Annotated in this window: 27 protein-coding genes and 1 pseudogene; 19 read left to right on the forward strand and 9 right to left on the reverse strand. The window is 46.9% G+C overall.

Annotated elements, in window-relative coordinates; translation table 11 throughout:
- The first annotated feature begins 122 nt into the window (after nucleotides 1-122).
- The 17 genes from HQN60_RS09900 (at nucleotide 123) to HQN60_RS09980 (ending at nucleotide 16,994) form a co-directional block, all read left to right on the forward strand.
- Nucleotides 123-341, forward strand: a complete 219-nt coding sequence (locus HQN60_RS09900; RefSeq protein ID WP_173533484.1) for a hypothetical protein — start codon at nucleotides 123-125, stop codon at nucleotides 339-341.
- A 214-nt stretch (nucleotides 342-555) separates the two neighbouring features.
- Complete coding sequence (gene flgB / locus HQN60_RS09905; RefSeq protein ID WP_173533485.1) at nucleotides 556-969, forward strand: flagellar basal body rod protein FlgB; 414 nt, start codon at nucleotides 556-558, stop codon at nucleotides 967-969.
- A gap of 11 nt (nucleotides 970-980) precedes the next feature.
- Nucleotides 981-1,394, forward strand: a complete 414-nt coding sequence (gene flgC / locus HQN60_RS09910; RefSeq protein ID WP_173533486.1) for a flagellar basal body rod protein FlgC — start codon at nucleotides 981-983, stop codon at nucleotides 1,392-1,394.
- A gap of 8 nt (nucleotides 1,395-1,402) precedes the next feature.
- The gene (locus HQN60_RS09915) at nucleotides 1,403-2,098 is read left to right on the forward strand and encodes a flagellar hook assembly protein FlgD (protein WP_173533487.1); all 696 of its coding nucleotides are present in this window, start codon (nucleotides 1,403-1,405) and stop codon (nucleotides 2,096-2,098) included.
- Nucleotides 2,099-2,113: 15 nt separating this feature from the next.
- Nucleotides 2,114-3,631, forward strand: a complete 1,518-nt coding sequence (locus tag HQN60_RS09920) for a flagellar hook protein FlgE (protein ID WP_173533488.1) — start codon at nucleotides 2,114-2,116, stop codon at nucleotides 3,629-3,631.
- 9 nt (nucleotides 3,632-3,640) lie between these two features.
- Nucleotides 3,641-4,381, forward strand: a complete 741-nt coding sequence (flgF, locus tag HQN60_RS09925) for a flagellar basal-body rod protein FlgF (protein WP_173533489.1) — start codon at nucleotides 3,641-3,643, stop codon at nucleotides 4,379-4,381.
- Between the two features lie 24 nt (nucleotides 4,382-4,405).
- The gene (gene flgG / locus HQN60_RS09930; RefSeq protein ID WP_173533490.1) at nucleotides 4,406-5,191 is read left to right on the forward strand and encodes a flagellar basal-body rod protein FlgG; all 786 of its coding nucleotides are present in this window, start codon (nucleotides 4,406-4,408) and stop codon (nucleotides 5,189-5,191) included.
- A gap of 1 nt (nucleotide 5,192) precedes the next feature.
- The gene (locus tag HQN60_RS09935) at nucleotides 5,193-5,885 is read left to right on the forward strand and encodes a flagellar basal body L-ring protein FlgH (RefSeq protein ID WP_254456613.1); all 693 of its coding nucleotides are present in this window, start codon (nucleotides 5,193-5,195) and stop codon (nucleotides 5,883-5,885) included.
- Nucleotides 5,886-5,904: 19 nt separating this feature from the next.
- A complete protein-coding gene (locus HQN60_RS09940; RefSeq protein WP_173533491.1) occupies nucleotides 5,905-6,993 on the forward strand; it encodes a flagellar basal body P-ring protein FlgI in 1,089 nt (362 codons plus the stop codon).
- 383 nt (nucleotides 6,994-7,376) lie between these two features.
- A complete protein-coding gene (gene flgJ, locus HQN60_RS09945) occupies nucleotides 7,377-8,318 on the forward strand; it encodes a flagellar assembly peptidoglycan hydrolase FlgJ (protein WP_173533492.1) in 942 nt (313 codons plus the stop codon).
- A 30-nt stretch (nucleotides 8,319-8,348) separates the two neighbouring features.
- On the forward strand, nucleotides 8,349-10,370 hold the full coding sequence (gene flgK, locus HQN60_RS09950) for a flagellar hook-associated protein FlgK (protein WP_173533493.1): 2,022 nt from the start codon (nucleotides 8,349-8,351) through the stop codon (nucleotides 10,368-10,370).
- Nucleotides 10,371-10,394: 24 nt separating this feature from the next.
- Complete coding sequence (gene flgL, locus HQN60_RS09955; protein ID WP_173533494.1) at nucleotides 10,395-11,738, forward strand: flagellar hook-associated protein FlgL; 1,344 nt, start codon at nucleotides 10,395-10,397, stop codon at nucleotides 11,736-11,738.
- Between the two features lie 58 nt (nucleotides 11,739-11,796).
- Nucleotides 11,797-13,152: a DNA repair protein RadA gene (gene radA / locus HQN60_RS09960; protein ID WP_173533495.1), complete on the forward strand. Its 1,356-nt coding sequence runs from the start codon at nucleotides 11,797-11,799 to the stop codon at nucleotides 13,150-13,152.
- A 110-nt stretch (nucleotides 13,153-13,262) separates the two neighbouring features.
- Nucleotides 13,263-13,589: a thioredoxin TrxA gene (gene trxA / locus HQN60_RS09965; protein WP_173533496.1), complete on the forward strand. Its 327-nt coding sequence runs from the start codon at nucleotides 13,263-13,265 to the stop codon at nucleotides 13,587-13,589.
- Between the two features lie 130 nt (nucleotides 13,590-13,719).
- On the forward strand, nucleotides 13,720-14,976 hold the full coding sequence (gene rho, locus HQN60_RS09970; protein ID WP_173533497.1) for a transcription termination factor Rho: 1,257 nt from the start codon (nucleotides 13,720-13,722) through the stop codon (nucleotides 14,974-14,976).
- Nucleotides 14,977-15,065: 89 nt separating this feature from the next.
- A complete protein-coding gene (rpmE, locus tag HQN60_RS09975; RefSeq protein ID WP_173533498.1) occupies nucleotides 15,066-15,275 on the forward strand; it encodes a 50S ribosomal protein L31 in 210 nt (69 codons plus the stop codon).
- Nucleotides 15,276-15,368: 93 nt separating this feature from the next.
- Nucleotides 15,369-16,994, forward strand: coding sequence for an ArnT family glycosyltransferase (locus HQN60_RS09980; protein WP_173533499.1), 1,626 nt, complete (start codon nucleotides 15,369-15,371; stop codon nucleotides 16,992-16,994).
- An 86-nt stretch (nucleotides 16,995-17,080) separates the two neighbouring features.
- Here HQN60_RS09980 and HQN60_RS09985 read toward each other — a convergent pair whose 3' ends face one another.
- The 7 genes from HQN60_RS09985 to argF form a co-directional block, all read right to left on the reverse strand.
- Nucleotides 17,081-17,245, reverse strand: coding sequence for a DUF3149 domain-containing protein (locus HQN60_RS09985; protein ID WP_173533500.1), 165 nt, complete (start codon nucleotides 17,243-17,245; stop codon nucleotides 17,081-17,083).
- Between the two features lie 131 nt (nucleotides 17,246-17,376).
- Nucleotides 17,377-17,871 (reverse strand): YajQ family cyclic di-GMP-binding protein, encoded by a 495-nt coding sequence (locus HQN60_RS09990; RefSeq protein ID WP_173533501.1) that lies wholly within the window; start codon nucleotides 17,869-17,871, stop codon nucleotides 17,377-17,379.
- 86 nt (nucleotides 17,872-17,957) lie between these two features.
- Nucleotides 17,958-18,269, reverse strand: coding sequence for a pyrimidine/purine nucleoside phosphorylase (ppnP, locus tag HQN60_RS09995; protein WP_173533502.1), 312 nt, complete (start codon nucleotides 18,267-18,269; stop codon nucleotides 17,958-17,960).
- A 22-nt stretch (nucleotides 18,270-18,291) separates the two neighbouring features.
- Nucleotides 18,292-18,492 (reverse strand): DUF2788 domain-containing protein, encoded by a 201-nt coding sequence (locus HQN60_RS10000; RefSeq protein WP_173534676.1) that lies wholly within the window; start codon nucleotides 18,490-18,492, stop codon nucleotides 18,292-18,294.
- A 163-nt stretch (nucleotides 18,493-18,655) separates the two neighbouring features.
- Complete coding sequence (locus HQN60_RS10005; protein ID WP_173533503.1) at nucleotides 18,656-19,879, reverse strand: argininosuccinate synthase; 1,224 nt, start codon at nucleotides 19,877-19,879, stop codon at nucleotides 18,656-18,658.
- A 43-nt stretch (nucleotides 19,880-19,922) separates the two neighbouring features.
- Nucleotides 19,923-20,546 (reverse strand): leucine efflux protein LeuE, encoded by a 624-nt coding sequence (gene leuE, locus HQN60_RS10010; RefSeq protein ID WP_173533504.1) that lies wholly within the window; start codon nucleotides 20,544-20,546, stop codon nucleotides 19,923-19,925.
- Entirely contained in the window at nucleotides 20,547-21,461 is a 915-nt protein-coding gene (gene argF, locus HQN60_RS10015; RefSeq protein ID WP_173533505.1) for an ornithine carbamoyltransferase, read from the reverse strand.
- Nucleotides 21,462-21,672: 211 nt separating this feature from the next.
- Between argF and HQN60_RS10020 the strand changes: the two are divergent.
- Both HQN60_RS10020 and HQN60_RS10025 read left to right on the forward strand, forming a co-directional pair.
- Nucleotides 21,673-21,966: pseudogene (locus HQN60_RS10020) on the forward strand (DUF3579 domain-containing protein); the annotation flags it as partial.
- A gap of 132 nt (nucleotides 21,967-22,098) precedes the next feature.
- The gene (locus HQN60_RS10025; protein ID WP_173533507.1) at nucleotides 22,099-22,839 is read left to right on the forward strand and encodes a beta-ketoacyl-ACP reductase; all 741 of its coding nucleotides are present in this window, start codon (nucleotides 22,099-22,101) and stop codon (nucleotides 22,837-22,839) included.
- A gap of 112 nt (nucleotides 22,840-22,951) precedes the next feature.
- On the opposite strand, the gene HQN60_RS10030 is transcribed toward HQN60_RS10025, so the two are convergent.
- Nucleotides 22,952-24,226, reverse strand: a complete 1,275-nt coding sequence (locus tag HQN60_RS10030; protein ID WP_173533508.1) for a L,D-transpeptidase family protein — start codon at nucleotides 24,224-24,226, stop codon at nucleotides 22,952-22,954.
- A gap of 8 nt (nucleotides 24,227-24,234) precedes the next feature.
- Entirely contained in the window at nucleotides 24,235-25,350 is a 1,116-nt protein-coding gene (locus HQN60_RS10035; protein WP_173533509.1) for a tetratricopeptide repeat protein, read from the reverse strand.
- Nucleotides 25,351-25,517 lie beyond the last annotated feature (167 nt).

Consider the following 25,517-nt stretch of genomic DNA (forward strand, 5'->3'; position numbering starts at 1 on the left):
CTGCAAAGTTTCCTCGAAACGTGGTGCTCTTCTATTGGTGCTTTACCGTCCGGCTTTTGGGCGGAAATTGGCTTAGCAACCGTCAACAAGGTTAGCCGAGCCCCATAGTTTGGATTCCATAAATGACTAATCGTATGTTTGATTTTGATGTAGAAGCTCGTCCGTCCACTCGTTCTGCCGAGATGGAAGGTTGGTTTCAAATTGTAATTTGCCATGGCAATGCGCGTAAACCCGTTACCGATTGGCAGCCTGCGCCGTTAGCACAACGTGCTACCGTGCATTCTGTTTTACAAGGTGCCGCAGCGGTTGCACGTCAGCAAATTCAATCTCAGTTTCATTAATTTGCCTTCGGCAACACTTGCCGATGCCGCTTACATTTTTTGCCGTGCCCATTGATACATTGCCTATGTTTGGGCGCTCGGCGAGCATTATCGCGGATGAGGGTGATTTTTAATTCAATCCGCAGCCTATTTTTAATTAAGCCAAGCTTTTGCTTGGCTTTTTTTATTGGCACGCTTCCTGCTTGTGCTTATTCCATCTTCATGGAGTTTGAATATGCTAGGCCGTCTCGACGATTATTTTCGCAATCAAGAAGCCGCACTGAAATTACGCAGTTACCGCCAAGAAATTTTGGGTTCAAATATCGCCAATGCCGATACGCCCAATTACAAAGCGCGGGATATTAACTTTAAAGCGGCTTTTGAGGCGGCTCGAACCTCGTCAAATACGAATACTGCGCCCTTGAAAACCAGCGATAGTCGTCATTTGCAACCGAGCAAAACAGTCGATTTATTTGCCCCAGAGCGGCTGTATCGCAATGAGCAGCAGCCGTCGATTGATGGCAATACCGTTGATATGAATACCGAAATGAAAGAATTTACCGATAACGCGATTCGCTATCAGGCAGCGGTGACGTTTCTGACGCGCCGGATTGAGTCGATGAAAACCGCGTTAACTGGTGGCCAATAAGGAATACATAAATGTCTCTGTTTCGTGTTTTTGATGTTGCTTCATCGGCAATGAATGCGCAGTCGGCGCGCTTGAATGTGGTGGCGAGTAATTTAGCCAATGTGAATTCTGCGACGAGCTCTGATGGGCAGCCGTATCGAGCTAAACAGGTTGTATTTCAAGCTGTACAGGGCAATACCCATAATGCTGCTTCGGTAGGGGTGAAGGTTGCTGGGGTGATCGAAGACCAATCACCGCCGCGTTTGGTTTACGATCCAAAGAGCCCTTTTGCCGATGCCAACGGTTATATCGCGATGCCTAATGTCAGTGTGATCGAAGAAATGACCAATATGATTTCAGCGTCACGCTCGTATCAAACCAATGTCGATGTAATGAATACGGCAAAAACCTTGCTGATGCGCACCTTGTCGATCGGTCAAGCTTAAGGAGAATCATGATGGCTACGGCACCCGTAAATAATAATTTTGATTACACATCTTTAAATACCAAAAACAATAAAGTCAAAACCGCGGCGGAACAGCAGCAAGACAGTTTTATGAAGTTGCTGGTCAAGCAGCTGCAAACGCAAGACCCGATGAATCCAATGGATAACGCGCAAACCACCAGTCAAATGGCGCAGATTAATACGGTGACTGGGATTGGCAAGCTCAATGAAACAATGATGCAGATGCAATCGCTGTATGCCGGAACGCAAGTGATGCAAGCGGCAAATTTAATCGGCAAAGAAGTCCTTAGCCCCGGCAAAGGCTTCCATTTTGACGGTACCAACAAGGCCGATTTGCGAATGAATATTCCAGAAGGCACCACGGGCGCTGTGCTCAGTGTATTTAATAAAGATGGGGTTGAGGTCGCCAAGATTCCTTCCAGCACTACCACGCCAGGCTTGGCGAAGGTGGAGTGGGATGGCAAAAAAGCCGATGGTACGCTATTGCCAGCAGGTGAATATACCGTTGCCGCCAAAGGGCAAAGAGATGGCAAGGAAATTGCTTTAGACACGGTAACTTGGCAAGTCGCTAAATCAGTTGAATTCGGTAGTGCTGGCGTTGGCGTGTATTTGGCCAACGGCAATAAAACGGGTTTTGGTGATGTGATTCAAATTCGCGCCGCTGGCAGCAGCACTAACGCATAAAAGTAGGGGAATATCATGGGTTTTCAACAAGGTTTAAGTGGTTTGGGCGCATCGGCAAAAAGCTTGGATGTGATCGGCAATAACGTGGCCAATGCCAATACCGTTGGTTTTAAAGGTGCACGCGCTGAGTTTTCCGATATTTATGCCAGTACCTTTGGCTCTTCGTCCAATATTGCCGGTATCGGTGCTAAGAATCAGACCATTGCACAGCAATTTGGCCAAGGCAATACCACCTCGACCAATAACCCTCTGGATATTGCCATTACGGGTAATGGTTTTTTCCGGATGCAAGATCCAACTGGCACGATTAGCTATGCACGCAATGGCCAGTTCCAGTTGGATAAAAATGGCTTTATCGTCAATAACGCGCAGTTATTAACCGGTTGGCCGGTGGATGGCGGAACGGGTCAAGTTTTGGCAGGCTCAACCCCTCGACCAATTCAGTTGCAGTTTTCTAATATCGGTGCGCGCCAAACCGGCGGCTCTGGTGTGACCGGTGCCGGCTTGAACTTGGGTTTAAACCTGAACGCCAACGATAAAGTGATACCCGCAACCACCGCTTTTTCATCGACTGATCCCACTACCTACAATTACTCAACGTCAGCCACGGTGTACGATTCTTTAGGCGGCACCCATACGCAAACGTTTTACTTCCGTAAAAATGTACCGCCAGCTACGCCGACTACGCCACCAACGAGCACTTGGCAAGTGCATTACGCATTAGATGGGAAAGACGTCAATGTGGATGGTACTTTAGGTGCGCAAGCGGCAGCAACAATGAAAGCTGGCACTACGGCGGCTGCGGTGACTGTACCACCAGCCACGGCTGCGTCGGTGAATGCTGCCATTCAAGCGGCTGTGGCGACTGACAATACCGCCGGTGCGACCGCCGTGGCGACCGCCGCTGCAACGGCAGCAGCTGCGGCAGGGGCAACGCCCGCTTCGGTCTTAGCTGCGGCACAAGCTGCGAATTCTGCGCTGTATTCATCAAGTTCAATTACCTTTGATGCCAATGGCCGCCCTGTGGGTATGCCGGTTGGTGGTACGAATTTTAATGTGACCGCTGCGGGGCTCAATAACGGATCAAACGGTTTGAATTTTCAAATGTATTTTGATAAATCAACGCAGTTTGGTAGCCCGTATTCGGTGAGTACGCTGACGCAAGACGGTTATACCGATGGGATTTTGACTGGTATTTCAGTGAATAAAGACGGGATGGTGCAAGGTCGTTATTCCAATGGCCAAACGCGGAATGTGGCGCAGATTGTGTTGTCTTCGTTTACCAATGTGCAAGGGATGCAGCCCTTGGGGGATAATCGCTGGGCAGAGTCGTCGGCGTCAGGTCAGCCGCTCACCAATGCGCCAGGCTCAGGCAGTACTGGATTGCTGCAGTCTGCATCCGTTGAGGATTCGAATGTGGATTTAACCAGTGAATTGGTTAATTTAATTACTGCGCAGCGCAATTATCAGGCCAACTCACAAACGATTAAAGCGCAAGATACCATTTTGCAAACCATCGTTAACTTGCGTTAATAGAGAGATATGGATCGTTTAATTTACGTGGCAATGACGGGCGCTAAGCAGACTGAATATCGCCAATCGACCGTTGCGAATAATTTGGCCAATGCCAATACCACTGGTTTTCGTGCGGATTTGGCGGCATTTCGTGCGGTTCCGGTGCTTGGTGGCCCCGGTTTGGCCACGCGTGCCTTTGCGGTTGAGCAAGGTGCAGGCTCTGATTTAAGTCAGGGGTCTTTTCAGCAAACCGGTCGTGAACTGGATGCGGCCATTAGTGGTGACGGTTGGTTTGCAGTGCAGAGTGCCTCGGGTGAGGCGTATACCCGCAATGGTAACTTTGTGGTTGATGCCAGCGGGATGCTAAAAACCTACACCGGTTTGATTGTTGAAGGTGATAGTGGCCCGCTGACGATTCCAGAAAACACGCAAGCATCGATTGCTGCAGATGGTACGGTGTCGGCCATTGACTTGGCCAATCCTGCGCAAGCGGTGGAAGTTGGGCGTTTGAAGTTGGTGAATCCCGCTGCGGCAGAAATGGAAAAAGGCCTGGATGGTTTATTTCGCCGCCGTAATGGTGAAGCCGGGCAGCCCGATCCAAATGTGCGCTTGTCCGTAGGCGGGATCGAGGGGAGCAATGTCAATGCGGTGGATCAGTTGGTGACCATGATTGCCACTCAGCGTCATTACGATATGCAAATTAAATTATTACAAACCGCCGAGCAGAACTCACGTTCTGCCGCTTCGATTTTATCGTTGAACGGTTAAGTCTTCGATAAGGAATAAAGCCGAATGTTTCGCTCATTATTGACCGCAAAAACTGGCATGGATGCCATGCAGTTTAATGTGGATGTGATCTCGAATAACTTAGCCAATGTGAGTACCACGGGCTTTAAGCGAGAGCGTCCCGTTTTTCAAGATTTGCTGTATCAAAACTTGCGTCAACCCGGCTCGGCCACTAGCCAATCAACTCAATTGCCAACGGGCTTGGATGTGGGAACAGGGGTGAGCCCTGTCGCTACTGCGCGTATTTTTATGCAGGGTAATATGCAGCTGACTGATGGTCCGTTGGATATGGCGATTAATGGCGCCGGTTTTTTTCAAATTGCAATGCCAGATGGTAAAACGGCGTATACCCGAGATGGTAGCTTTCAAGTCGATAACCAAGGTACGGTAGTGACCTCGAATGGTTATCCATTAGAGCCCGCGCTTCAAGTTCCCTTGGGGACAACCAAGGTGACGATTGCCAAAGATGGTACAGTGACGGCAATCATTAATAATGATTCTGCCGCGCCGACCCAATTGGGCAATATTCAGCTGGCTACTTTTATTAATCCGCCGGGCTTACAGGCAGTTGGCGGTAATTTGTATCTGGAAACGGCGGCCAGTGGTGCGCCAACAGTGGGTACGCCCGGTACAAATAGTCTTGGTGCCTTGAATCAAGGTTATGTTGAAGCGTCGAATGTGAATGTGACCGAAGAATTAATTAATATGATTCAAGCCCAGCGGGCGTATGAAATGAATTCTCGCTCAGTGCGAACGTCGGACGAAATGCTGCAAAAACTAGGTACTTTATAACGTGGCAACATTGTTTAAATTGATTCCGCTTCGCAGCATTTTAGCTGGATTGCTGTTGTTGAATTTAGCGGCTTGCGTGGCGCCGCAATCGATTGTGACGCAACCGATTAGCGCGCGTCCGCAGCAAAATGTACTCACACAAAGCAATAATGGCGCAATTTTTCAAGTGGGAACGGCTAAATTGCTGTTTGAAGAGCCAGTTGCGCGCCGCATTGGCGATATTTTGATTATTACCATCGAAGAAAATTTATCTGCAGTTAACTCAGCCAATAGTGGCGCGAATCGCTCAGGTACTCTGTCATTGGGTGGTTCAACGAGTTTGCCGTATATGCCCGGGGCGATAGAAAAGCTATTGTCGGGTAGCGCAGATATCACCTCTGAAAACACCTTTGCTGGCAAAGGTCAAACCAATAGCAGTAATACATTTAAAGGCACAATCGCAGTCACCGTGGTTGATGTATTGGCCAATGGTAATTTAGTCTTAGGCGGTGAAAAGCAGATTGCCGTGAATGGCCAAACCAGCTTGATTCGTTTTTCAGGTGTGGTTAATCCAAACGATATAAAGGCAGGCAATACGATTTCATCGACTCGGGTCGCTGATGCGCGTATTGAGCAAGTTGGGCAGGGTGCGATTGCTGATGCCAACACCATGGGTTGGATGCAGCGTGCTTTTATGTCGATTTGGCCATTTTAAGTAGGTTTAAAGGAAAGTAATGCGCCACTTATTGTTGGTTTTACTGTGTTGTACGTCGATGTTGAGTATGGCTGAGCCTTTAAAACAGCTCGCCAGCTTTGCCGGCGTACGAAATAATCAATTGGTGGGGTATGGCCTTGTGGTTGGCTTGGACGGTACCGGGGATCAAACCACCCAAACGCCGTTTACAGTGCAATCGATCTTAAACATGCTGACCAATCTTGGCGTGCAAGTGCCTACGGGGGGTAATTTACAGCTTAAAAACGTGGCTACGGTGATGGTTACGGCGACATTGCCACCCTTTGCGCGCCCGGGCCAGCCTTTGGATGTGGTGGTTTCTTCGATTGGTAATGCCAAAAGTTTGCGAGGTGGTACTTTATTAATGGCGCCGCTGAAAGGTGCTGACGGGCAAATTTATGCCATGGCACAAGGCAATTTGATTGTCGCAGGCGCTGGTGCTGCAGCGGCCGGGACCAGCGTGCAAGTGAATCAACTCGCAACAGGTTTGGTGCCGGCAGGGGCAACGGTGGAGCGTGCCGTTCCAACTTCTTTGGGGAATGGCGAGTTTGTCCAGCTAGAGTTATTGCAAACGGACTTTTCAACGGCAAGCCGAGTAGTGAATGCCATTAATGGCCAAATTGGCGCGGTGGCCACTGCGCTGGATGGGCGAGTCATTCAGGTGCGCGCACCGCAAGATCCAAATCAGCGCGTGGCTTTTTTGGCGAGGCTAGAAACGCTCGATGTCACGCCAGCGCCAAGCAATCCCAAAGTGATTATTAATGCTCGAACCGGCTCGATTGTGATGAATCAAGCGGTTACCGTGGATGCCTGTGCCATTGCGCATGGCAATTTAACGGTGACGATTTTGGCAGAAAATGCCGTGGTGCAACCCAATGCGCTCGCCGGTGGGGCGGCCAAACGGGTTGAAAATGCCGAGATTCAAATTGAAACCGGTAAAGGCCCGATGGTGCGAGTGCCAAAGTCGACTTCGCTCAATCAAGTGGTTAGGGCACTGAATGCCGTTGGGGCAACGCCACAAGATTTGTTGGCTATTTTGCAAGCAATGAAAGCGGCGGGCGCATTAAAGGCGACCATTGAAGTGATTTAATTTGTTGCTTCATAAATTTACAATGTATGTCTGGGTATATGCTGTTCAATCTTTTTGTATAAAGCTTGCATGTATATACCCATGTGGTTTTAAGTGTTTGTATCAAAATGACCTTTCTCGCGATAAAAATCCCCCCCCCAAAAAAAAATACGAAACATGAAAGCAAGACGATTTTGTTGCTATCGATGCACTCACTGCTCGTGCAGCAGTTTGCTGGTAAAGCGTTGCAGCCAATTGAGTATGCCAAGCTAACCTAACAGTGCAAGACCACTATTGCTTGATTACTTAGCATTTTTTCCTCGCAAAATCAGTCCCCAATACCTCTCGGCATACTCTTTGCTTATGGATTAACAACTAAGCTATTGATGTGTTCGGAGCCGACTGTGAATTCAGCCAGTAATGCCATTCAAAACACCCTCGCGATTGATCCTAAAGCCATGAATCAATTGCGGGTGACCAATCGCGCCGACACGGCGGCGGGGGCCAAAGCGATTGCCCAGCAATTTGAGGCGCTGTTGATGCAGCAAATGTTGTCATCGATGCGTACTGCGGCACCCACCGATAGCATGAATGACAGCAGCAGCGTTGAGATGTTTCGTGGCATGCACGATCAGCAGCTCACGCAAATGTGGGCTAATCAGGGCGGCTTGGGTTTGGCCGATGTGATTATGCGTCAGATTCAAGTGCAGCAAAATCCTGCTTTATTACAACAACCCTTGCGCCATGGCGTCAATCCATTGATTGATCAGGGTTTGGATTATCGTAATGTGAAAACGGTTCCGAATGCAGCGGTCGCGGCAAAAACTGCCGCTATACCGACTGATCTTGCCGATGGCGCAAGGTCTAGTGCTGCTGACTTTATCCATAAAATCAGCGCCGCGGCGCAAAGTACTGCCAGTGCCTTGGGCGTGGCGCCACATTTATTGCTAGCGCATGCCGCGCTAGAAACGGGTTGGGGTAAAAAAACGCTGAACGACGCTGCCGGTAATGATTCATTTAATTTATTTGGCATTAAGGCGGGAAGTAGCTGGAAGGGAAAAACGGTTGATGTATTGACGACTGAGTTTGTCGATGGCACGGCACAAAAGAGGGTTGAAAAGTTTCGGGCTTACGATTCATATCAAGATGCATTTGCTGACTATGCCAGTGTAATGAAGCGGCGCTTTGGCGATGCTTTGGAGCAAGGTAGCGATGCGCTTGGCTTTGGTAAAGCTTTGGCCAAAGAGGGTTATGCCACTGATCCACAATATGCACAAAAATTCGCGCGTGTTGCTGACAGCGTGGTGGCGCGCTTAAGTGCTCAAAATTCAAGATTGGGCGCTTAACGCCGATAGAATAAGTATAGGAGTTTCATCATGGCCTCATCGGTATTTGGTATTGGCGTCTCGGGCTTAAATGCCGCTAATTTAGGTTTAACGACCACAGGGCATAATATTGCCAACGTCAATACCGATGGCTATTCTCGGCAAACGATTAAGCAAAGCGCGCCTTATCCTTTGCTAACTGGCAATGGTTTTAATGGTTTGGGCGTGCAGGTCGATTCGATTAAACGGGTTTATGATCAGTTTTTGACGCGTGCTGTCGATATTGCGCAAACCCAGTCGAGTTACCAGCAAACTCGTTTGGCGCATTTGGCCGAAGTGAATAATATTGTGGCTGATCCAACCGCAGGGGTGTCTCCGGCGCTGCAAGAATTTTTTGCTTCGGTACAAAATGTGGCGACCAATCCAAGCAATCCACCGTCGCGCCAATCGATGTTGTCAAGCGCACAAACTTTACTGAATCGCTTTCAGGTTTTTTCTCAGCGCTTAAATGAGCAGCGTGCTTCGCTCAATGGCGAGATCTCCAATACCGTGGGAACGATTAATGCCTATGCGGCGCAAGTGGCTGATTTGAACGGAAAAATTGTCGTCGCGCAAAGTAGTGGTCAGCCGCCCAATGATTTGCTGGATCAGCGTGATTTGCTGGTGAAAGATTTAAATAAAATGATTAAAACTACGTCGTTGCCGTTAAGCGATGGGTCGATTAATTTATTTGTGGGTAATGGCCAAGGCTTGGTGGTTGGTTCACAAACCTATACTTTAGGTGCAGTCCCCAATCCTGGTAATACAGAAAGTCTCTCAATTAGTTATGAGCAAAATGGCAAGTCAATTTTACTGCCCGATAATTTAGTGACTGGTGGGCAGTTGGGCGCTTTGTTGGATTATCGCAATCAATCGCTTGATTTGGCACAAAATAGCCTAGAGCGCACTGCATTGGGTTTGTTAAGTACGTTTAATCAGCAGCATCAGGCTGGGCAAGATTTAAACGGCAATATGGGTAAAGCATTTTGGTCTTATCCAACAACCAATTTAGGCCCCGGCATTGATGCCCCGAACATCGGCTTGATTCGACCCAATACCAATAATAGCGTACCTGCGACAGCAGCATTAACGGGGTATATTCAAGATATCTCGAAGCTAACGACCAGCAATTATGAGCTTAGTTTTGACGGCACGAATTACGCCTTAGGTAATTTAAGTGATGGTACGAAATACACTTTGACGGCTGCCGAGGCGACTGCGTTAACCACACCAGCGGGATTTACTAGCTCAACCGGTTTGTCTTTGTCGCTGAGCGCAACGCCTGCCGCGGGGGATCGCTTTACCATCATGCCTTTAAAAGGCTTGATTGATCAGGCGAAGGTTAATGTCAGTGATCCACGTGAAATTGCCGCCGCCGGTCCAGTTGCTGCCGTTGAGCCTAAAGCGCCTGCTGCAGTCAATACAGGGACTTTAAAGGTGTATCAGCCTGAAGTGAAACCACAGACTGCCGTGACGACCGATACCTCGATAGATCCAAATTTATTTACCCCTGTGACGTTGACATTTGTATCTGATCCGTCGGTGGTGCCATCGGGGATGGCATATTCAGTGACAGGCGCGGTGCCTGCTGTAACGGGCAATCTTCCGTATCAAGCGGGCGCAGAGATTAGCTATAACGGCTGGACGATGAAGCTTGATGGTAAGCCCGCGAGTGGTGATAGTGTTACTGTGCAAAAAAATGCGGTGACCGCTAGTTCTGATAACCGGAATGCTTTGGCGCTGGGGAAATTACAAACTACCCGTGTATTGGATGGCAATACAGCGACTTATCAAGAGTCTTATGGCCGGATGGTGTCCACGGTAGGGACGCAAACCAGTGAGGCAACCATTATGGGAAAGGCACAAGGTAAGTTGTTAATTACTGCTGAAAATAATCGCAATTCAGTTTCTGCGGTCAATTTAGATGAAGAAGCGGCTAATTTATTGCGCTATCAACAGGCTTATCAAGCCTCAAGTAAAGTCATTCAAATAGCTCAAAAAGCCTTTGATGAAATCGTTAATTTAGGCCGATAAGATCGCTTAAGAGGAACTCACACTATGCGCATCGCAACCACGACCATATTTAGCCTTGGCAGTAATGCATTGCAAATGCATCAAAGTGATCAGGCTAAATTACAGGCGCAGCTGTCAGCCAATCGGCGGGTCTTAACCCCAGCAGATGATCCAATTGCGTCAGCGCGTATTTTGGATTTGGCGCAAGCGCAGTCAATTAATGGCCAGTATGCAACCAATAGTGCGACCGCGGATTCATTTATGCGTTTGAGTGAGTCGACTTTGCAGCAAGTGACCTCAACGATTCAAAACGTTCAAGAGCTTGCAGTGCGGGCCGGTAATCCAGCCTTAACGGCCAGTGAAAAGAAAACACTGGATGCCGAGTTGCAAGGTCGTTATCAAGAGTTATTGGGTTTGGCCAATACCACGGATGGGCAGGGAAATTATCTTTTTTCTGGCTTTAAGGGGGATATTAAACCATTTACAGAAACATCTTTTGGCCAAGTTACTTACCAAGGTGATGATGGAAAACGCTTGGTGCAAATTTCGGATGGCCGACAACTGCCAATCTCTGAAGCTGGTAGCGATATTTTTCAAAAAATTAAAAATGGGAATGGGACGTTTGTAACAGCGTATAACGCGAGTAATACCGGATCTGGTATTGTAGGCCCTGGTGAAGTGACGGATCCTAATAAATGGGCTTTGGCTCCTGCGCCGCGTGATTTTAGTATTCGGTTTCAAGTTTTACCTGACCCAGCCAATACCTCTAAAAATATAACCACGTATGATTTGGTCAATAACACCACCGGCGTGTCTTTGATTGATGGTGCGGCTATGCCACGTGCTGCGGGTACGGCTTTCCCGCGAACTTATGCTGAAGGTGGGGATATTGAGTTTAAACAATTAGCCACTGATCCGGTTGCTGTGCCTCCTGTAGTAGCATGGGATTATGGCATTAAGACTAATGTGAAAGGTGTACCAGCCGCGACGGCCACCACGAACGATAGCTTTAGCGTTAAAACCAGTAGTGATGTTGGTTTATTTGCTACGTTGGGCGCTTTATCAAGTGCTTTAAATACCTATCAATCAGGTCCAACAGGGCAGGCGGCATTTCAAAATCAACTAAACACCGCCTTATCTAATTTATCGAATTCTCTGGGTAGTGTGGTGACGAGTCAGGCCTATCTTGGTGCTCGGATGAATGAAACCGATTCAGTAAAAGACACTACTGAAGATATGAAATTGCAATACACTAAGACACGTACGGCGCTCGAGGGGCTTGATTATGCTGCGGCCATTAGTGATTTTGCCGAAAATCAAATGGTGCTTGATGCCACCCGTAAAAGTTTTGCTCAGGTGCAAGACTTGAGTTTGTTTAAATATATTTAGTAATTCTTGAGTGAGTTTTTAAACGGCTCGCATTGCGAGCCGTTTTGATTTGGATTGTATGAGTAAAGTAAAAACGACTTTTGTTTGCCGAGTGTGTGGCGGTACATCTCCCAAATGGCAGGGGCAATGCCCGCAATGTGGCGATTGGAATACGCTAGAAGAAAGTGTGGTTGAAAATAAAGCCGCCACAGGGCGTTTTCAATCATTGGCTGCCGATGGCGCAATTAAAAATCTTTCGGAAGTGAATGCCGAAGAGGTGCCGCGCATTCCAACACAAATGGAAGAGCTCGATCGTGTGTTGGGCGGCGGCTTGGTGCCCGGTGGTGTGGTATTGATTGGCGGCGATCCGGGTATTGGTAAGTCAACTCTGTTATTGCAAGCTTTAGCCAAGCTCTCGGAAACTCAGGCCGTTTTGTATGTCAGCGGTGAGGAATCAGCACAGCAAATTGCTTTAAGGGCGCGTCGATTAGGAGTGCCAACGGCAAAGGTACGGCTTTATCCTGAGATCAGTTTGGAAAAAATATTATTAGCCCTGACTGCCGAAATCCCTAAAGTTGTGGTGATTGATTCGATTCAAACCATGTTCACTGAAGCATTGACGAGTGCGCCAGGTAGTGTGGCGCAAGTCAGAGAATGTTCATCGCAGTTGACTCGTTTTGCCAAGCGGCATGGGACGTCAGTGCTCTTGGTTGGTCATGTAACCAAAGATGGTGCCATTGCTGGCCCACGCGTGCTTGAGCATATTGTCGATGCAGTGCTGTATTTTGAGGGTGATACCCATTCTAGTTTTCGTTTGATTCGAGCCATTAAAAACCGATTTGGCGCAGTCAATGAATTGGGTGTTTTTGCGATGACCGATAAAGGTTTGCGCGAAGTCTCTAATCCATCGGCGATGTTTTTAAGTCAACACGCTGAACCTGTCGCTGGATCTTGTGTCATGGTGACACAAGAAGGAACTCGGCCGATGCTGGTGGAGGTGCAGGCTTTGGTGGATGATGCGCATTCACCGCAGGTAAAGCGTTTGGCTGTTGGCGTAGAGCAAAATCGATTGGCTTTATTGCTGGCTGTATTGCATCGCCACGCTGGTATTGTCGCCTTTGATCAAGATGTGTTTATTAATGCCGTTGGTGGGGTACGGATTTCAGAGCCTGCTGCCGATTTAGCAATGTTGCTCGCGATTGTCTCGTCGTTAAAAAATAAACCCTTGCCTGCAAAGATGGTTGTTTTTGGAGAAGTTGGCTTGGCAGGTGAGGTGCGTCCCGTGCAGCGCGGTCAGGAGCGCCTTAAAGAGGCCGCTAAATTGGGGTTTACCCATGCGATTGTGCCGAAAGCCAATCGACCTCGGCAGCCCATCGACGGTATGACTGTGATTTCTGTTGAGCGTTTGGATGAGGCAGTTGCTGCTGCTTTCTGATAAAAATGCTTGAAATAATGACTTTCGACCACATTAACTAAAGAATCGATTGCTGTTATTTGTTACTATTTTACTTAGCTTAAATGCTTTTATGAAATTGGAGAATCCTAATGAGTGAAAATATCTTACACGTTACTGATGCAAGTTTTGATGTTGAAGTGCTGCAAGCTCAAGAACCAGTGTTGGTTGATTACTGGGCAGAATGGTGTGGCCCTTGCAAAATGATTGCGCCGATTTTGGATGACATCGCGCTTGAGTATGCTGGGAAGTTGAAAGTGGCCAAATTAAATATCGATGAAAATCAAGCAACACCACCTAAGTTTGGTATTCGCGGTATTCCAACGTTGATGCTTTTTGTCGGCGGGGAAGTGAAGTCAACTAAGGTTGGCGCGTTGTCTAAATCGCAGTTGACTGCATTTATTGATAGTAATATTTGACACTGCAGTTAAATACATATACGCTTCAAAAAAGTAGCAGTGATGTGTTAAATCTGATCACATCACTGTTTACCCCTTCTAGAACTTCCGTAATACCTCCCCTTTTATATTATTTTAAGCGTAATTATTTATGCATTTGTCTGACCTAAAACATCTGCACGTCACTGAATTAGTCGAAATGGCGATTAGTTTTGAAATTGACGGTGCCAACCGCATGCGTAAGCAAGATTTGATTTTTGCTTTACTTAAAAATCGTGCAAAAAAAGGGGAGAGTATCTTCGGTGAAGGTACGCTCGAAGTGTTGCCAGATGGTTTTGGCTTCTTGCGCAGTCCAGATACATCTTATTTGGCAGGGCCTGATGATATTTATGTCAGCCCGAGTCAAATTCGTCGCTTTAACTTGCATACGGGCGATTCGATTGAAGGCGAAATTCGAATTCCTAAAGACGGCGAACGTTACTTTGCTTTGGTTAAGGTTGATCGCGTCAATAGCGATGCACCAGAAGCCTCTAAGCATAAAATTCTGTTTGAAAATCTGACCCCTTTATTTCCGACTGAACGTTTGAAGTTAGAACGCGATATTAAAGCGGAAGAGAATATCACTGGTCGTGTTATCGACTTGATGGCCCCGATTGGTAAAGGGCAGCGTGCCTTATTGGTGGCGCCGCCTAAAACCGGTAAAACGGTTATGCTGCAGCATATTGCACATGCAATTACCGCAAATCACCCTGAAGTGGTGATGATTGTATTGCTGATTGACGAGCGTCCTGAAGAAGTGACAGAGATGTTGCGCTCAGTGAAAGGCGAAGTGGTTTCATCTACGTTTGATGAGCCAGCGACACGCCACGTGCAAGTTGCTGAGATGGTGATTGAAAAAGCGAAACGTTTGGTAGAGCACAAAAAAGACGTTGTGATTTTGCTCGATTCGATTACCCGGTTAGCGCGTGCTTATAATACGGTCGTTCCGTCATCAGGCAAGGTATTAACCGGTGGTGTCGATGCCAATGCTTTACAGCGACCAAAGCGATTCTTTGGTGCGGCTCGAAATATTGAAGAAGGTGGTAGTTTGACCATTATCGCGACGGCTTTGGTTGATACCGGTAGTCGTATGGACGATGTGATCTACGAAGAGTTTAAAGGTACGGGTAATAACGAGATTCAACTTGATCGCCGAATGGCAGAAAAGCGAATTTTCCCTTCGATTAATATCAATAAATCGAGTACGCGTCGTGAAGAACTGCTGATTAAGCCTGAGCAGTTGCAGCGTATTTGGGTGTTACGTAAATTACTTTATCCTATGGATGATTTGGAAGCGATGGAGTTTTTGATGGATAAACTCAAGTCAACAAAAACGAATTTAGATTTTTTTGACTCGATGCGTCGTTAATTCTTGCAGATTGGGGATTGTTTTGCGATAATCCCATGCTTTGCAGCGTCGGCAAAACCCCGGCGCCCGATAACCTAAGGAAAAAAATTATGAAAGCTGGTATCCACCCTAATTACGAAGAAATCAACGTGACTTGCTCTTGCGGCAATGCATTTAAAACTGAGTCTACTTTATGCAAAGACTTGCACGTTGAGGTTTGTGCTGAATGCCATCCATTCTACACTGGCAAGCAAAAAATCGTTGATACGGCAGGCCGTATTGAGAAATTCAATTCTAAATTTGCTCGTTTTACGCGCTAATTTAGATTTAGAAATAAAAAAAGGCAGCTTTTCAGCTGCCTTTTTTTATTGGTTTATGCCAAAATTATTTCGAATAAATTGATTGAATATGACATGCTGACCTATCAAGCGAATCTAAAATCGGCACCCCAAGCAGGACAAACTCAAGATAAACCTTGGCTTTTGCTGTTACTTTGTTTGTTCTGGCTTATCCCCGGACTCGTTGGGCACGACCCTTGGAAGCCGGATGAAAATACCAGCATGGCCATTGTGGCCTATTTTATGCGCCATTCAAATTGGACCATTGCGTCGATTGCTGAGATTCCGCAATTTAGCCAAGCACCACTTTATTATTGGGTGGCCACACTATTGGCCAATGCTTTGTCCTGGTTTGGTATTGCAGCCCACGATGCGGCTCGATTGAGTACTGGCTTATGGATGGGACTTGGCATGTGGGGAACGGGCTTAGCTGCTCGTGACTTGTTTGGTCGACGTTTTGGCCGTATGGCCGTTATTATTTTATTGGGTTGCTTGGGCTTACCTTTGTGGGGGCATCATGTGTCACCTGCGGTCGTGGTATTGGCTGCATTTGCATGGCTGGCCTATGCCTTAACCTTGGCGATGAAGCGTCCATTGCGAGCGGGCGTGATCTTGGCGTTGGTGTTTTTAGTTTTGTTGACGGGTGCTAGTTGGGCCGATGCATTATTGGCAGTTTGTATCTCATCTCTTTTATTGCTGTTTTCGCAGTGGCGAAAAATGAGTTATCTGGTAACGCTGATTACCGCGCTGATTATTGCGCTGCCTTTTGCTGCGTTGTGGGGGTATTCGCTGCAAAATGTCTCTGGCGAATTATTTCAAACGTGGTGGCGTTATTATGCATGGGGTGTCTTTGGTGGCGCTCGCTCATTTGCAATTGGGCATGAGTTTGGCTTTTTGCCGGCAGTGTTGGTGTGGTTTGCTTGGCCTGCATTGCCACTAGCGGCATGGTCGATTTATTTATTTCGACATGAAATGCTGCAGCCGCGCTGGCAATTATTATTAACCATGTTGATTGCCCAGCTGGCATTTATTGTTTTATCGGGTAAGACCAGTGAACCATTGATCTTGCCGCTCTTGGTTACCTTAGCCTTGATTGCAAGTGCTGGTGTTGATGAACTAAGGCGAGGTGCTGCTGCAGCATTAAATTGGTTTAGCTTGCTCACATTGGGGCTCGCGGCACTCATTGTGTGGATGGCTTGGCTGGCTTTGGCGACTGGATTTCCAGTGGGCTTGGGTGACTATTTGCAAAAATACAGCTCGGCGCCAATGCCTGCATTGGGCTTGGGTTTAGTATTTGCGATTGTCGTCACTCTGCTTTGGGGGCGTATGCTGTTTCGCAAACGGCCAATTGGCCGTCGTGCCTTAGTCAATTGGACTTGTGGTTTAACGCTGGTAATTGGTTTGATGGTTGGCTTATTTCAGACTTGGATCGATGCGGGCAAATCCTATCGTCCGGTGGCTGAAAGTCTAGTTAAAGCCATGAAGCCTTATCCACAGGCTTGTATTGATGTTTCTCAGCTATCAAAAGATCCGATTGCAGCGATGGTCTATTTTACTGATCTTCAGTTTGATGCGAGAGCAGGTAATCTTTGTTCATTTACTTTGCAGCAAAATGACGCCAAACAGAATGTTAAAGATTTGGTTTGGACGGGGCATCGTTTGGGTGAGCATCGCGAAATTTTTTCGCTCTACGCACGCTGACTTTTTATGGTTTTTTTCTGAAATAAATAATGCCGAGTTCTCATAGAGCTCGGCATTATTTATTTGTGTGACAAAAATCGAGTCATTTAGACTTGATCTTGTTTGGAATTTTGTTCGGCAATTTCAGCATTGATATGGCGTTGCACATAAATATAGAGGTAAATCGCCATGGCAATGATAAAGCCGATGGTAAACAGGCTCAATATACCAATAGTTGAGGTTAGGATATTGGCAAGCGGGGTATTTTCCATAGTGTTCTCCTAGTGATGAACACTATCTAATCTTATTGCCTTGTCATTGATGTTGATAAAGGTCAAATGTGGCTTGTTTTGATTGGGTTTTCTCGACAAGCCACCGTTTTTACCACAACTTACTTGGCAAATTAGTCACGGAAATTTTGGTATTGCAAAGGAAAGTCGCTGATCGATTGGCGCATTAAAGCAATAACACCTTGTAGCGCATCGCGATCTTTGCCGGTAATACGGACTTCGTCGCCTTGAATCGCCGCTTGCACTTTCAGTTTTGAATCCTTAATGATGCGAATAATTTTCTTGGCTAATTCTTGGTCAATGCCATCTTTGATGGTGAGTGTTTGTTTGACTTTATTACCCGATACTTTTTGCACATCGCCTTGTTCTAGGCGTTTGCTGCTATCGGCTTCTTTTTTCTCTAGGGCTGGGAAAACAATATCTTTAATTTGATCGAGTTGGAAATCTGAATCACCGTGTAGTGTGATGAGTTTATCTTTCTCGTTCAGTTCAACTTTGGCGCTGGTGCCTTTAAAGTCGTAACGATTAATAATGGTTTTTGCCGCCACGTCAATCGCATTTTTTAGCGCGACCATATCGGTGGCAGAGGTAATGTCGAAAGAAGGCATAATGAGGCTCGCAGTATGATGAATAAATAAAATAGGTTTGAAGTTCAAGTGAATCAAGTGTGGATTCACTTGAAGCTTGCAATTAATTAGGCGAAATGACAAACGTAATGCAATGTTTCGATGGTTTCAATATCAAAGCTTGAGTTAGCTGGAACGCTAAATGATTGCCCAGCAGAGTATGTAGTTGCAGTGCTTTCATTGGCTAGTTTAACTGAACATACCCCAGCAATAATTTCCATGATTTCAGCTGCGCCGGTATTGAAAGTAAGTGCTGATGGCTGAATGACACCGATGGTTTTTTTGCTGCCATCGGCAAACAAAACAGTATGGCTCACGCATTTGCCATCAAAATAGACATTGCCTTGCTTTAATACAGAAACTTGATCAAATTGGCTCATAGTAACTTCCTTGGTAAGCGGTTTATTTGAGTAATACTTTAGATAGGATTTCTTTGGCAATAAAACCGAGCATGCCAAAACCAAGCACAAAAAACAGCACAATGGTGCCGTATTTACCTGCTTTGGATTCTTTGGCCAGATTGTAAATGATAAAGCCCATATAGATGATCAAAGCACTGCATAAAATGGTCACCGATAAAGTGGTGAATTGCTCTTCATCCATTGCTAATAAGGCGTCTAGCATGTGTAATCTCGATTCAGGGAATGCAAACGGCTCAGAATTTTCCGAGCCGTTCAGTCGATAAGTAATTGTGTTGCGCTGTTGTACTACTTATTGCATCTACGCCGTACTGGGTTTTAAGCAAGATCGGCGTAGTAAACGAGCATTATTTTTGATTTAAACGGCCGGCAATTCGCATCCGCAGGGCATTCAATTTAATAAAGCCACCGGCATCCACTTGATTGTAAGCGCCGCCGTCATCATCAAAAGTAGCGATATTCATATCAAATAGCGAATTGGTTTTTGAGTCGCGACTCACCACAATCACATTGCCTTTATACAATTTCACGCGCACCCAGCCATTGACGGTTTCTTGCGTGGCATCGATCAATGTTTGCAAGACTTTGCGCTCAGGAGCCCACCAGAAACCGTTGTAAATCATGCTGGCGTAACGTGGCATGAGGTCGTCTTTCAAATGGGCCACTTCGCGGTCGAGCGTGATTGATTCAATCGCGCGATGCGCTTTCAGAATGATGGTGCCGCCAGGTGTTTCGTAGCAACCACGTGATTTCATGCCGACGTAGCGGTTTTCTACCAAGTCCAAGCGACCAATGCCATGCTTGCCGCCGAGTTCATTCAGTTTGGTTAACACCGTCGCTGGCGACATACGCACGCCATTGAGTGCCACGATATCGCCTTTTTCAAATTCAATATCAAGGTATTCAGCCGCATCTGGCGCAGCTTCTGGGCTAACACTCCAGCGCCACATCGTTTCTTCGGCTTCAGCCGATGGATTTTCGAGGTGACGGCCTTCAAAGCTGATGTGCAGCAAGTTGGCGTCCATTGAGTACGGTGCGCCGCCGTTTTTGTGTTTCATATCCACTGGGATATTGTTTTTTTCTGCGTAAGCCAGCAGTTTTTCGCGCGACAACAAATCCCATTCACGCCAAGGTGCAATCACTTTAACGTCGGGTTTCAGGCCGTAATAACCCAATTCGAAACGAACTTGATCGTTGCCTTTGCCTGTTGCGCCATGTGATACCGCATCGGCATTGGTTAGATTAGCGATTTCAATTTGACGTTTGGCAATCAATGGACGGGCAATTGAAGTGCCAAGTAGGTATTCGCCTTCGTACACGGTGTTGGCACGAAACATTGGGAAAACAAAGTCACGAACAAATTCTTCGCGTAAGTCATCGATAAAAATATTTTCTGGCTTAATTCCAAATTGCAGCGCTTTTTGGCGGGCAGGTTCTAGCTCTTCACCTTGGCCGAGATCGGCAGTAAAGGTGACAACTTCACATTGATAAGTGTCTTGCAGCCATTTCAAAATCACAGAAGTATCAAGGCCGCCGGAATAAGCGAGAACTACTTTATTAATATCGGACATACATATTGCCTTAGTCTTTAGTTCAAGAAAGATAATTGCTCAATCAGTTCAGTGCGAGGCGCAAGCCAAAGCTGACAAACAAAGTGCCTACTAATTTATTTAACAATGTTTTCAGCCAGATTTTAGCTGAAAGTCGGCGTGCTAGGCTGCTACCGACCAAGATTAAAGTGGTCAAATAGCTGATGCTGACCAATTGCACGATGAGCCCGAGTGCGGCAAAAGTATGCCAAACATGTGGGTAACTCGGGTTCACAAACTGCGGGAAAAACGCCATAAAAAATAAAATGGCTTTTACATTGACTAGTGAAATGCCGAGTGCAGAGCGAAAGGCTTTTTTTGCTGAATGCTGAGGGCGAGTGGCCTCTGGGGTATCTTTCTGCGATTTAGCAAATAAAGCGCGTATACCGATATACGTCAGATAAGCAGCGCCTAAATAACGCACAATATCAAAGGCAATCGGATTGGCCTTCATTAAAGAGGCAACCCCTAAACTGGCCGCCAGCATTAAAATTAAATCGCCAACCACAATGCCGGCTGCCGCCGCAAAGCCCGCTTTGCGACCACGAGTACTGGCCATGGTGAGCGCAAATAAGGAATTAGGGCCCGGTACTAAAATAATCAGTACCGTTCCCAATACATACGCCCAAAGATCGGTGATGCCTAACATTTAGTCGTTCACACGGCCAAGTAGTAAGAATTCAATCACGGCTTTTTGGGTGTGCATGCGATTTTCTGCTTCTTGCCATACTACCGATTGCGGGCCATCAATGACTTCAGGGTCGACTTCTTCGCCGCGATGCGCTGGTAAGCAATGCATAAATAGCGCATTAGGCTTAGCTTGCTGCATTAAGCTTTCAGAAACTTTGTAGTTAATAAAATCTTTTTTACGCTGCAGGGTTTCGCGTTCATAGCCCATCGACGTACACACGTCGGTGGTGACAATATCAGCACCAATGGCGGCTAAGTAAGGGTCGTTAAAGGTTTCGAAGTTGTCGGTGCTGTAGCTTTCACCATCAAGCACTGTCATTTCATAGCCGCGTGGACAGGCTAAATTGAGTTTGAAGTTGAAGATTTTTGCCGCTTGTAGCCAAGTGCGGCTGATATTATTACTGTCACCAATCCAGCAAACGGTTTTCCCTTCAATCGAGCCATGGTGTTCGATATAAGTGAAGATATCCGCCATGATTTGGCAAGGATGGTATTCATTGGTTAAACCATTGATGACGGGAACTAATGAGTTTTCGGCAAAGCGATCAATAATGCTTTGCTCGAAAGTTCTCACCATGACGATGTCCACCATTCGGCTCATGACTTTAGCGACGTCTTCGATCGGTTCGCCGCGCCCGAGTTGCGTGTCCTTAGATTGCAAGAACATCGCATGGCCGCCTAGTTGATACATGCCTGCTTCAAATGAAACGCGGGTTCGAGTTGATGATTTTTCAAAAATCATTCCCAAGACTTTGCCAGGTAGTGGCTGATAAAGCGCACCTGATTTGAGGCGAGCTTTTAATTTTGCCGTGCGTTCAAAGAGGTATTGATATTCTTCTAGAGTAAAATCGCTGAACTTGAGGTAGTGGCGCATCAGATTTTGTCCTGGTCGATTAGCACTTAGCATGTGACCAAATGGCTGAAAAAACGAACATTATTCAATGTTTTTCCCTATAAAGGCAAGTCATTTGCTGGATCTGTTGGCTGTGTACTTATTCAGCATGGTGCTACATTTTCATGCGCTGGAGTCTAGGTGGAGTGTTATACTGATAACAGTTCTCGAATTAAATAAAGCATTCGCCCACATGATCTGCAATCCCTACGAAATCATTATTCAAGGCATTACCAGTAACGGGCGCGAATTTCGCCCTAGTGATTGGGCTGAGCGCCTCTCAGGTATCCTCTCTACTTTTGGTGTCGATCAAAAGCTGTCTTACGCCCCGTTTGTTCGGCCTATGGTGCATAACAATGTGCGCTGTGTGGCGGTTGACAAGCAATTAGAAAAAATCGATCCACGCGTGTTTGAATTTATTATGACTTTCGCCCGCGACAATGATTTGCGAGTGGTCGATTGTCGTTCCCTGATCCAAGAGAGTGATCTCTAACGCCAAGTCGTGCGATCGGCACTGATTTACAATCAATTGACGTAAATCCTGTTGTTGCGATGCAGCATTTGTTCTATGCTGCATAAGTAACCCGTATGGGTATCTGACAGCGTGTAGGGGTATGTTATGAGATTGAAAGATAAAGTAGCGATCATTACGGGCTCTGCGAGCGGTATCGGCGAAGCCACGGCGATTAAATTCGCCGCCGAAGGTGCAAAAGTCGTGGTGTGTGACGTTAATCCAGCTGGCGTAGCTGCTGTGGTGGCGGCATTAACTGCCGGTGGCGCTGATGCAGTGGGTTATGTGGTTGATGTCACGAAGACTGATACCATTGCTGCGATGGTGGCCGCGGTGAAGGATAAATATCAGCGAATTGACGTCTTGGTAAATAATGCGGGCATCGTTATGGATGCGCAGTTATTTAAAATGACTGAAGATCAGTTTGATCGCGTGATTGATATTAATTTAAAAGGTGTTTACAACTGCACTAAAGCGGTTGTGGATACTATGATTGAGCAAAAATCTGGTGTGATTCTAAACGCATCCTCAGTGGTGGGTATTTACGGCAATTTTGGCCAAACCAATTATGCCGCATCCAAGTTTGGCGTGATTGGCTTTGTAAAAACATGGGCGAAAGAACTCGGTAAAAAAGGCATTCGTGCCAATGCCATTTGTCCTGGATTTGTAGCAACGCCAATTTTGAATGATATGCCAGAAAAAGTCATTCAAGCGATGGAAGAAAAAGTCCCAATGCGCCGTTTGGCACAGCCCGCTGAAATTGCGAACGTTTACGCATTTTTAGCATCGGATGAAGCCAGCTATATCAATGGCGCGGTGATTGAAGTTACCGGTGGCCTGACCTTGTAAATACACATGTTTGCCAATAAAAAACCCGCGATTAATTGCGGGTTTTTTATTGGGTATATGTTTGCAAGCGATTGCTGGTTTGAGATTGAAGTAAATACCCCTGATCGCCTAATTAATTGAGCGCATTACCTTCCCAAACGATTTTCCAGCCTGCGGCATCTTGTTGCCAATACAAGCGTTTTTTCATTTGATTATTCAAATTGTTACTGCGGTAATTTTGATTAAAGGTGGCTACCATTTGGCTGGCTTGAGGGCCCGCAGCAAAAATGGATACATCATTTAACTGAACTTTACTCCAAGTTTTTCCAGCGTTGACGGCCGCTTTTTGCTCACGCCAAGTGCTGATGTCTTGTCCTTCGCCGCTGCGAAAATCGGGCGAATAAAAATTCAAATATTGCTGGGTATTGAGCGTTTCCCAGCTGCTTTTCCATTGCTCCAGCAGGGCCAGTCCGGCATTGTGTTGTTGTTGCCATTGCTCGGCATTAACCCATTTGATAGCGGGTACCGAAATGACTGGCGTATTGCCCGGTTGCAAATATTGGGCGACATCGAGCATTTCTTCATTAGTGAGTACGACGCAGCCATTGGAGGCTTGTGGTGCTCGGGCATACGTGGCCGCTGGGCTGCCATGTAGCCAGATGCCGTGTCCGGTGCGGCTTTGACTGCGATCGAGTTCATTCGGATAAGAAATCGGCCAAGCCCCAACACCATATAGATCCGCCAGTGAACCATAGGTTTTATCGAGTTGCTCGCGAGGTAGGTGGCTGGTAACAAAGTAAACGCCCAGTGGTGAGCGTTGGTCACCTTCTATTTTTTTATCAACACCCAATAAACCGACGGTAACGTAATGATCTCTGACTCGTTTGGGTTGTCCATTGTCATTGGCAAACACATACAGTCGAGAGGTGGCGGCATCGATTAAGATGGCGAATTTTTGCTGCGGCGCAAAAGCCACAATATTGGCCGGTAAACGATCAGCATAAATCTTATCGTTGCGGTGCGCGATTCGCACTAAGGCTTCTTTGCGTAAATCATCGAGCACATTGCTCGGTGCGCTGGCGACGCCGCCGCCGATGGTCGATAGCGGCATCACGCGCATGGCGTAGAGGTCGGCACGTAATAATTGGGCGAGACGATAGTTGGGTTGCTCGGCAATCAGCGCGTCGACGGTGGCGCGAGCGTCGGCCATATTGCCACTGCGAATCGCATCCAATGCGGCGATGATTCGCTCTTCATGACTGCCGGTATGCGCCACGCCTTTCGCTTCGCTGCTCAGCTCAAACGAAGCATCACTAAATTCAAAAAAACGTGGGGTAGCGGCGGGTGCCAAGCAAAGCAGCGCAGCCAAGCAAAGTAGACGCTTGGTCCAAGGGGATAAACGTAGCATACTGATTTTTAGCCGCCGATCCGTTCTTCAAGAATCAACCAGCGATTGCCACTTTTTTGCATGATCAGTGTTTTGGTGGTGTTGCTGGATAAGCGATCAGATTTATACGATTGACGCAGTGTGACTTTGGCGTTGTTTTCGTCAATCATGCTGACTTTAAATTTGCTGAGTTTGACGTCAATCGATTTAGGTCCGGCAATTTTGCTTTGACGATCTTTCTCCCACGCGGCACGTCCGCCAGGGGCTTTGAATGCTTTGGCATAGCTGTTGACGTAAGCGCCGACATTTTGCTTGCTCCACGCATTGGCCCAATCTTCAACGCTGGCAATGACTTGCTGTTGCTGACGTTGATCTTTGTCTTTATCAGCGTTAGGCGTACTTGTCGCCTTTGGCGTCGTCGTTGGCGTGCTCTTTGGTGTTAGGCTCGGGCTGATGCTGGCCAGTGCTGTTGCTTTGGGCGCAGCGGTTTTACTTGGGGCAATGGCCGGTAACGTTGGCTGTGGCGTAATAATGCCAATATTGGCCGCAGCGCTCACTTGGGGTTTGTTGGCCGCAGGTAGTACTTTGGCGGCTAATGGTATGGTTGTTGGTTGCGCCGCAGCGATTCGCGTTGCCGGGGCTTGATTTGGATTGAATAGGGTGCCAACTAATTTGAGTTTGGTTTGTAGCTGCGGATTGCTGTTTTCAATTTGCAATGCCTTGTCATACGCTTGCGAGGCAAGGCGTGCATATAAATCACCCATGTTTTCATGGGCGATGGCATAGCTTGGATTGGTTTGAATCGCCATTTGCAATGCGGTACGGGCTTTGTCAAATTGCTTGGTATTGGCGTACAGCACAGCAAGATTATTGTAGGGCTCAGGCAGGTGCGGATAGTCTTCAGACAGTTTATTAAACGCCTTAATCGCTTCTTCATTGCGCCCCATTTCGGTTAACGCAATGGCGCGTAAAAATCGAACTTGCGCATCTTTCGGGGTTTTGGCGAGAAACTTATCCGCACGCTCTACCGCTTGCCCAAATTGTCGTGCACGTAAGAGTTGCTGCAGATCTTCTGCTTCACCGGCATAGGCCATGCAGGTCATAACAGAAAAAACAGCGGCGAAAGTAATACGAGCTACAGACATTTTGATTCCATGCGGTGAGGAACTGCGATAAATTGGCGCAATTCTACCAAATATTTAGTGATTTGGCCTTGATGAACTGAGCTGTAACGACGTTACAGGTGTTATTTCACAATGCTGCGAAATTTGAGCGGTCATTGTCATTGTGTGTCGACGTTTTCAAGCTGCGA

This window comes from Deefgea piscis, assembly GCF_013284055.1.
Taxonomy (GTDB): domain Bacteria; phylum Pseudomonadota; class Gammaproteobacteria; order Burkholderiales; family Chitinibacteraceae; genus Deefgea; species Deefgea piscis.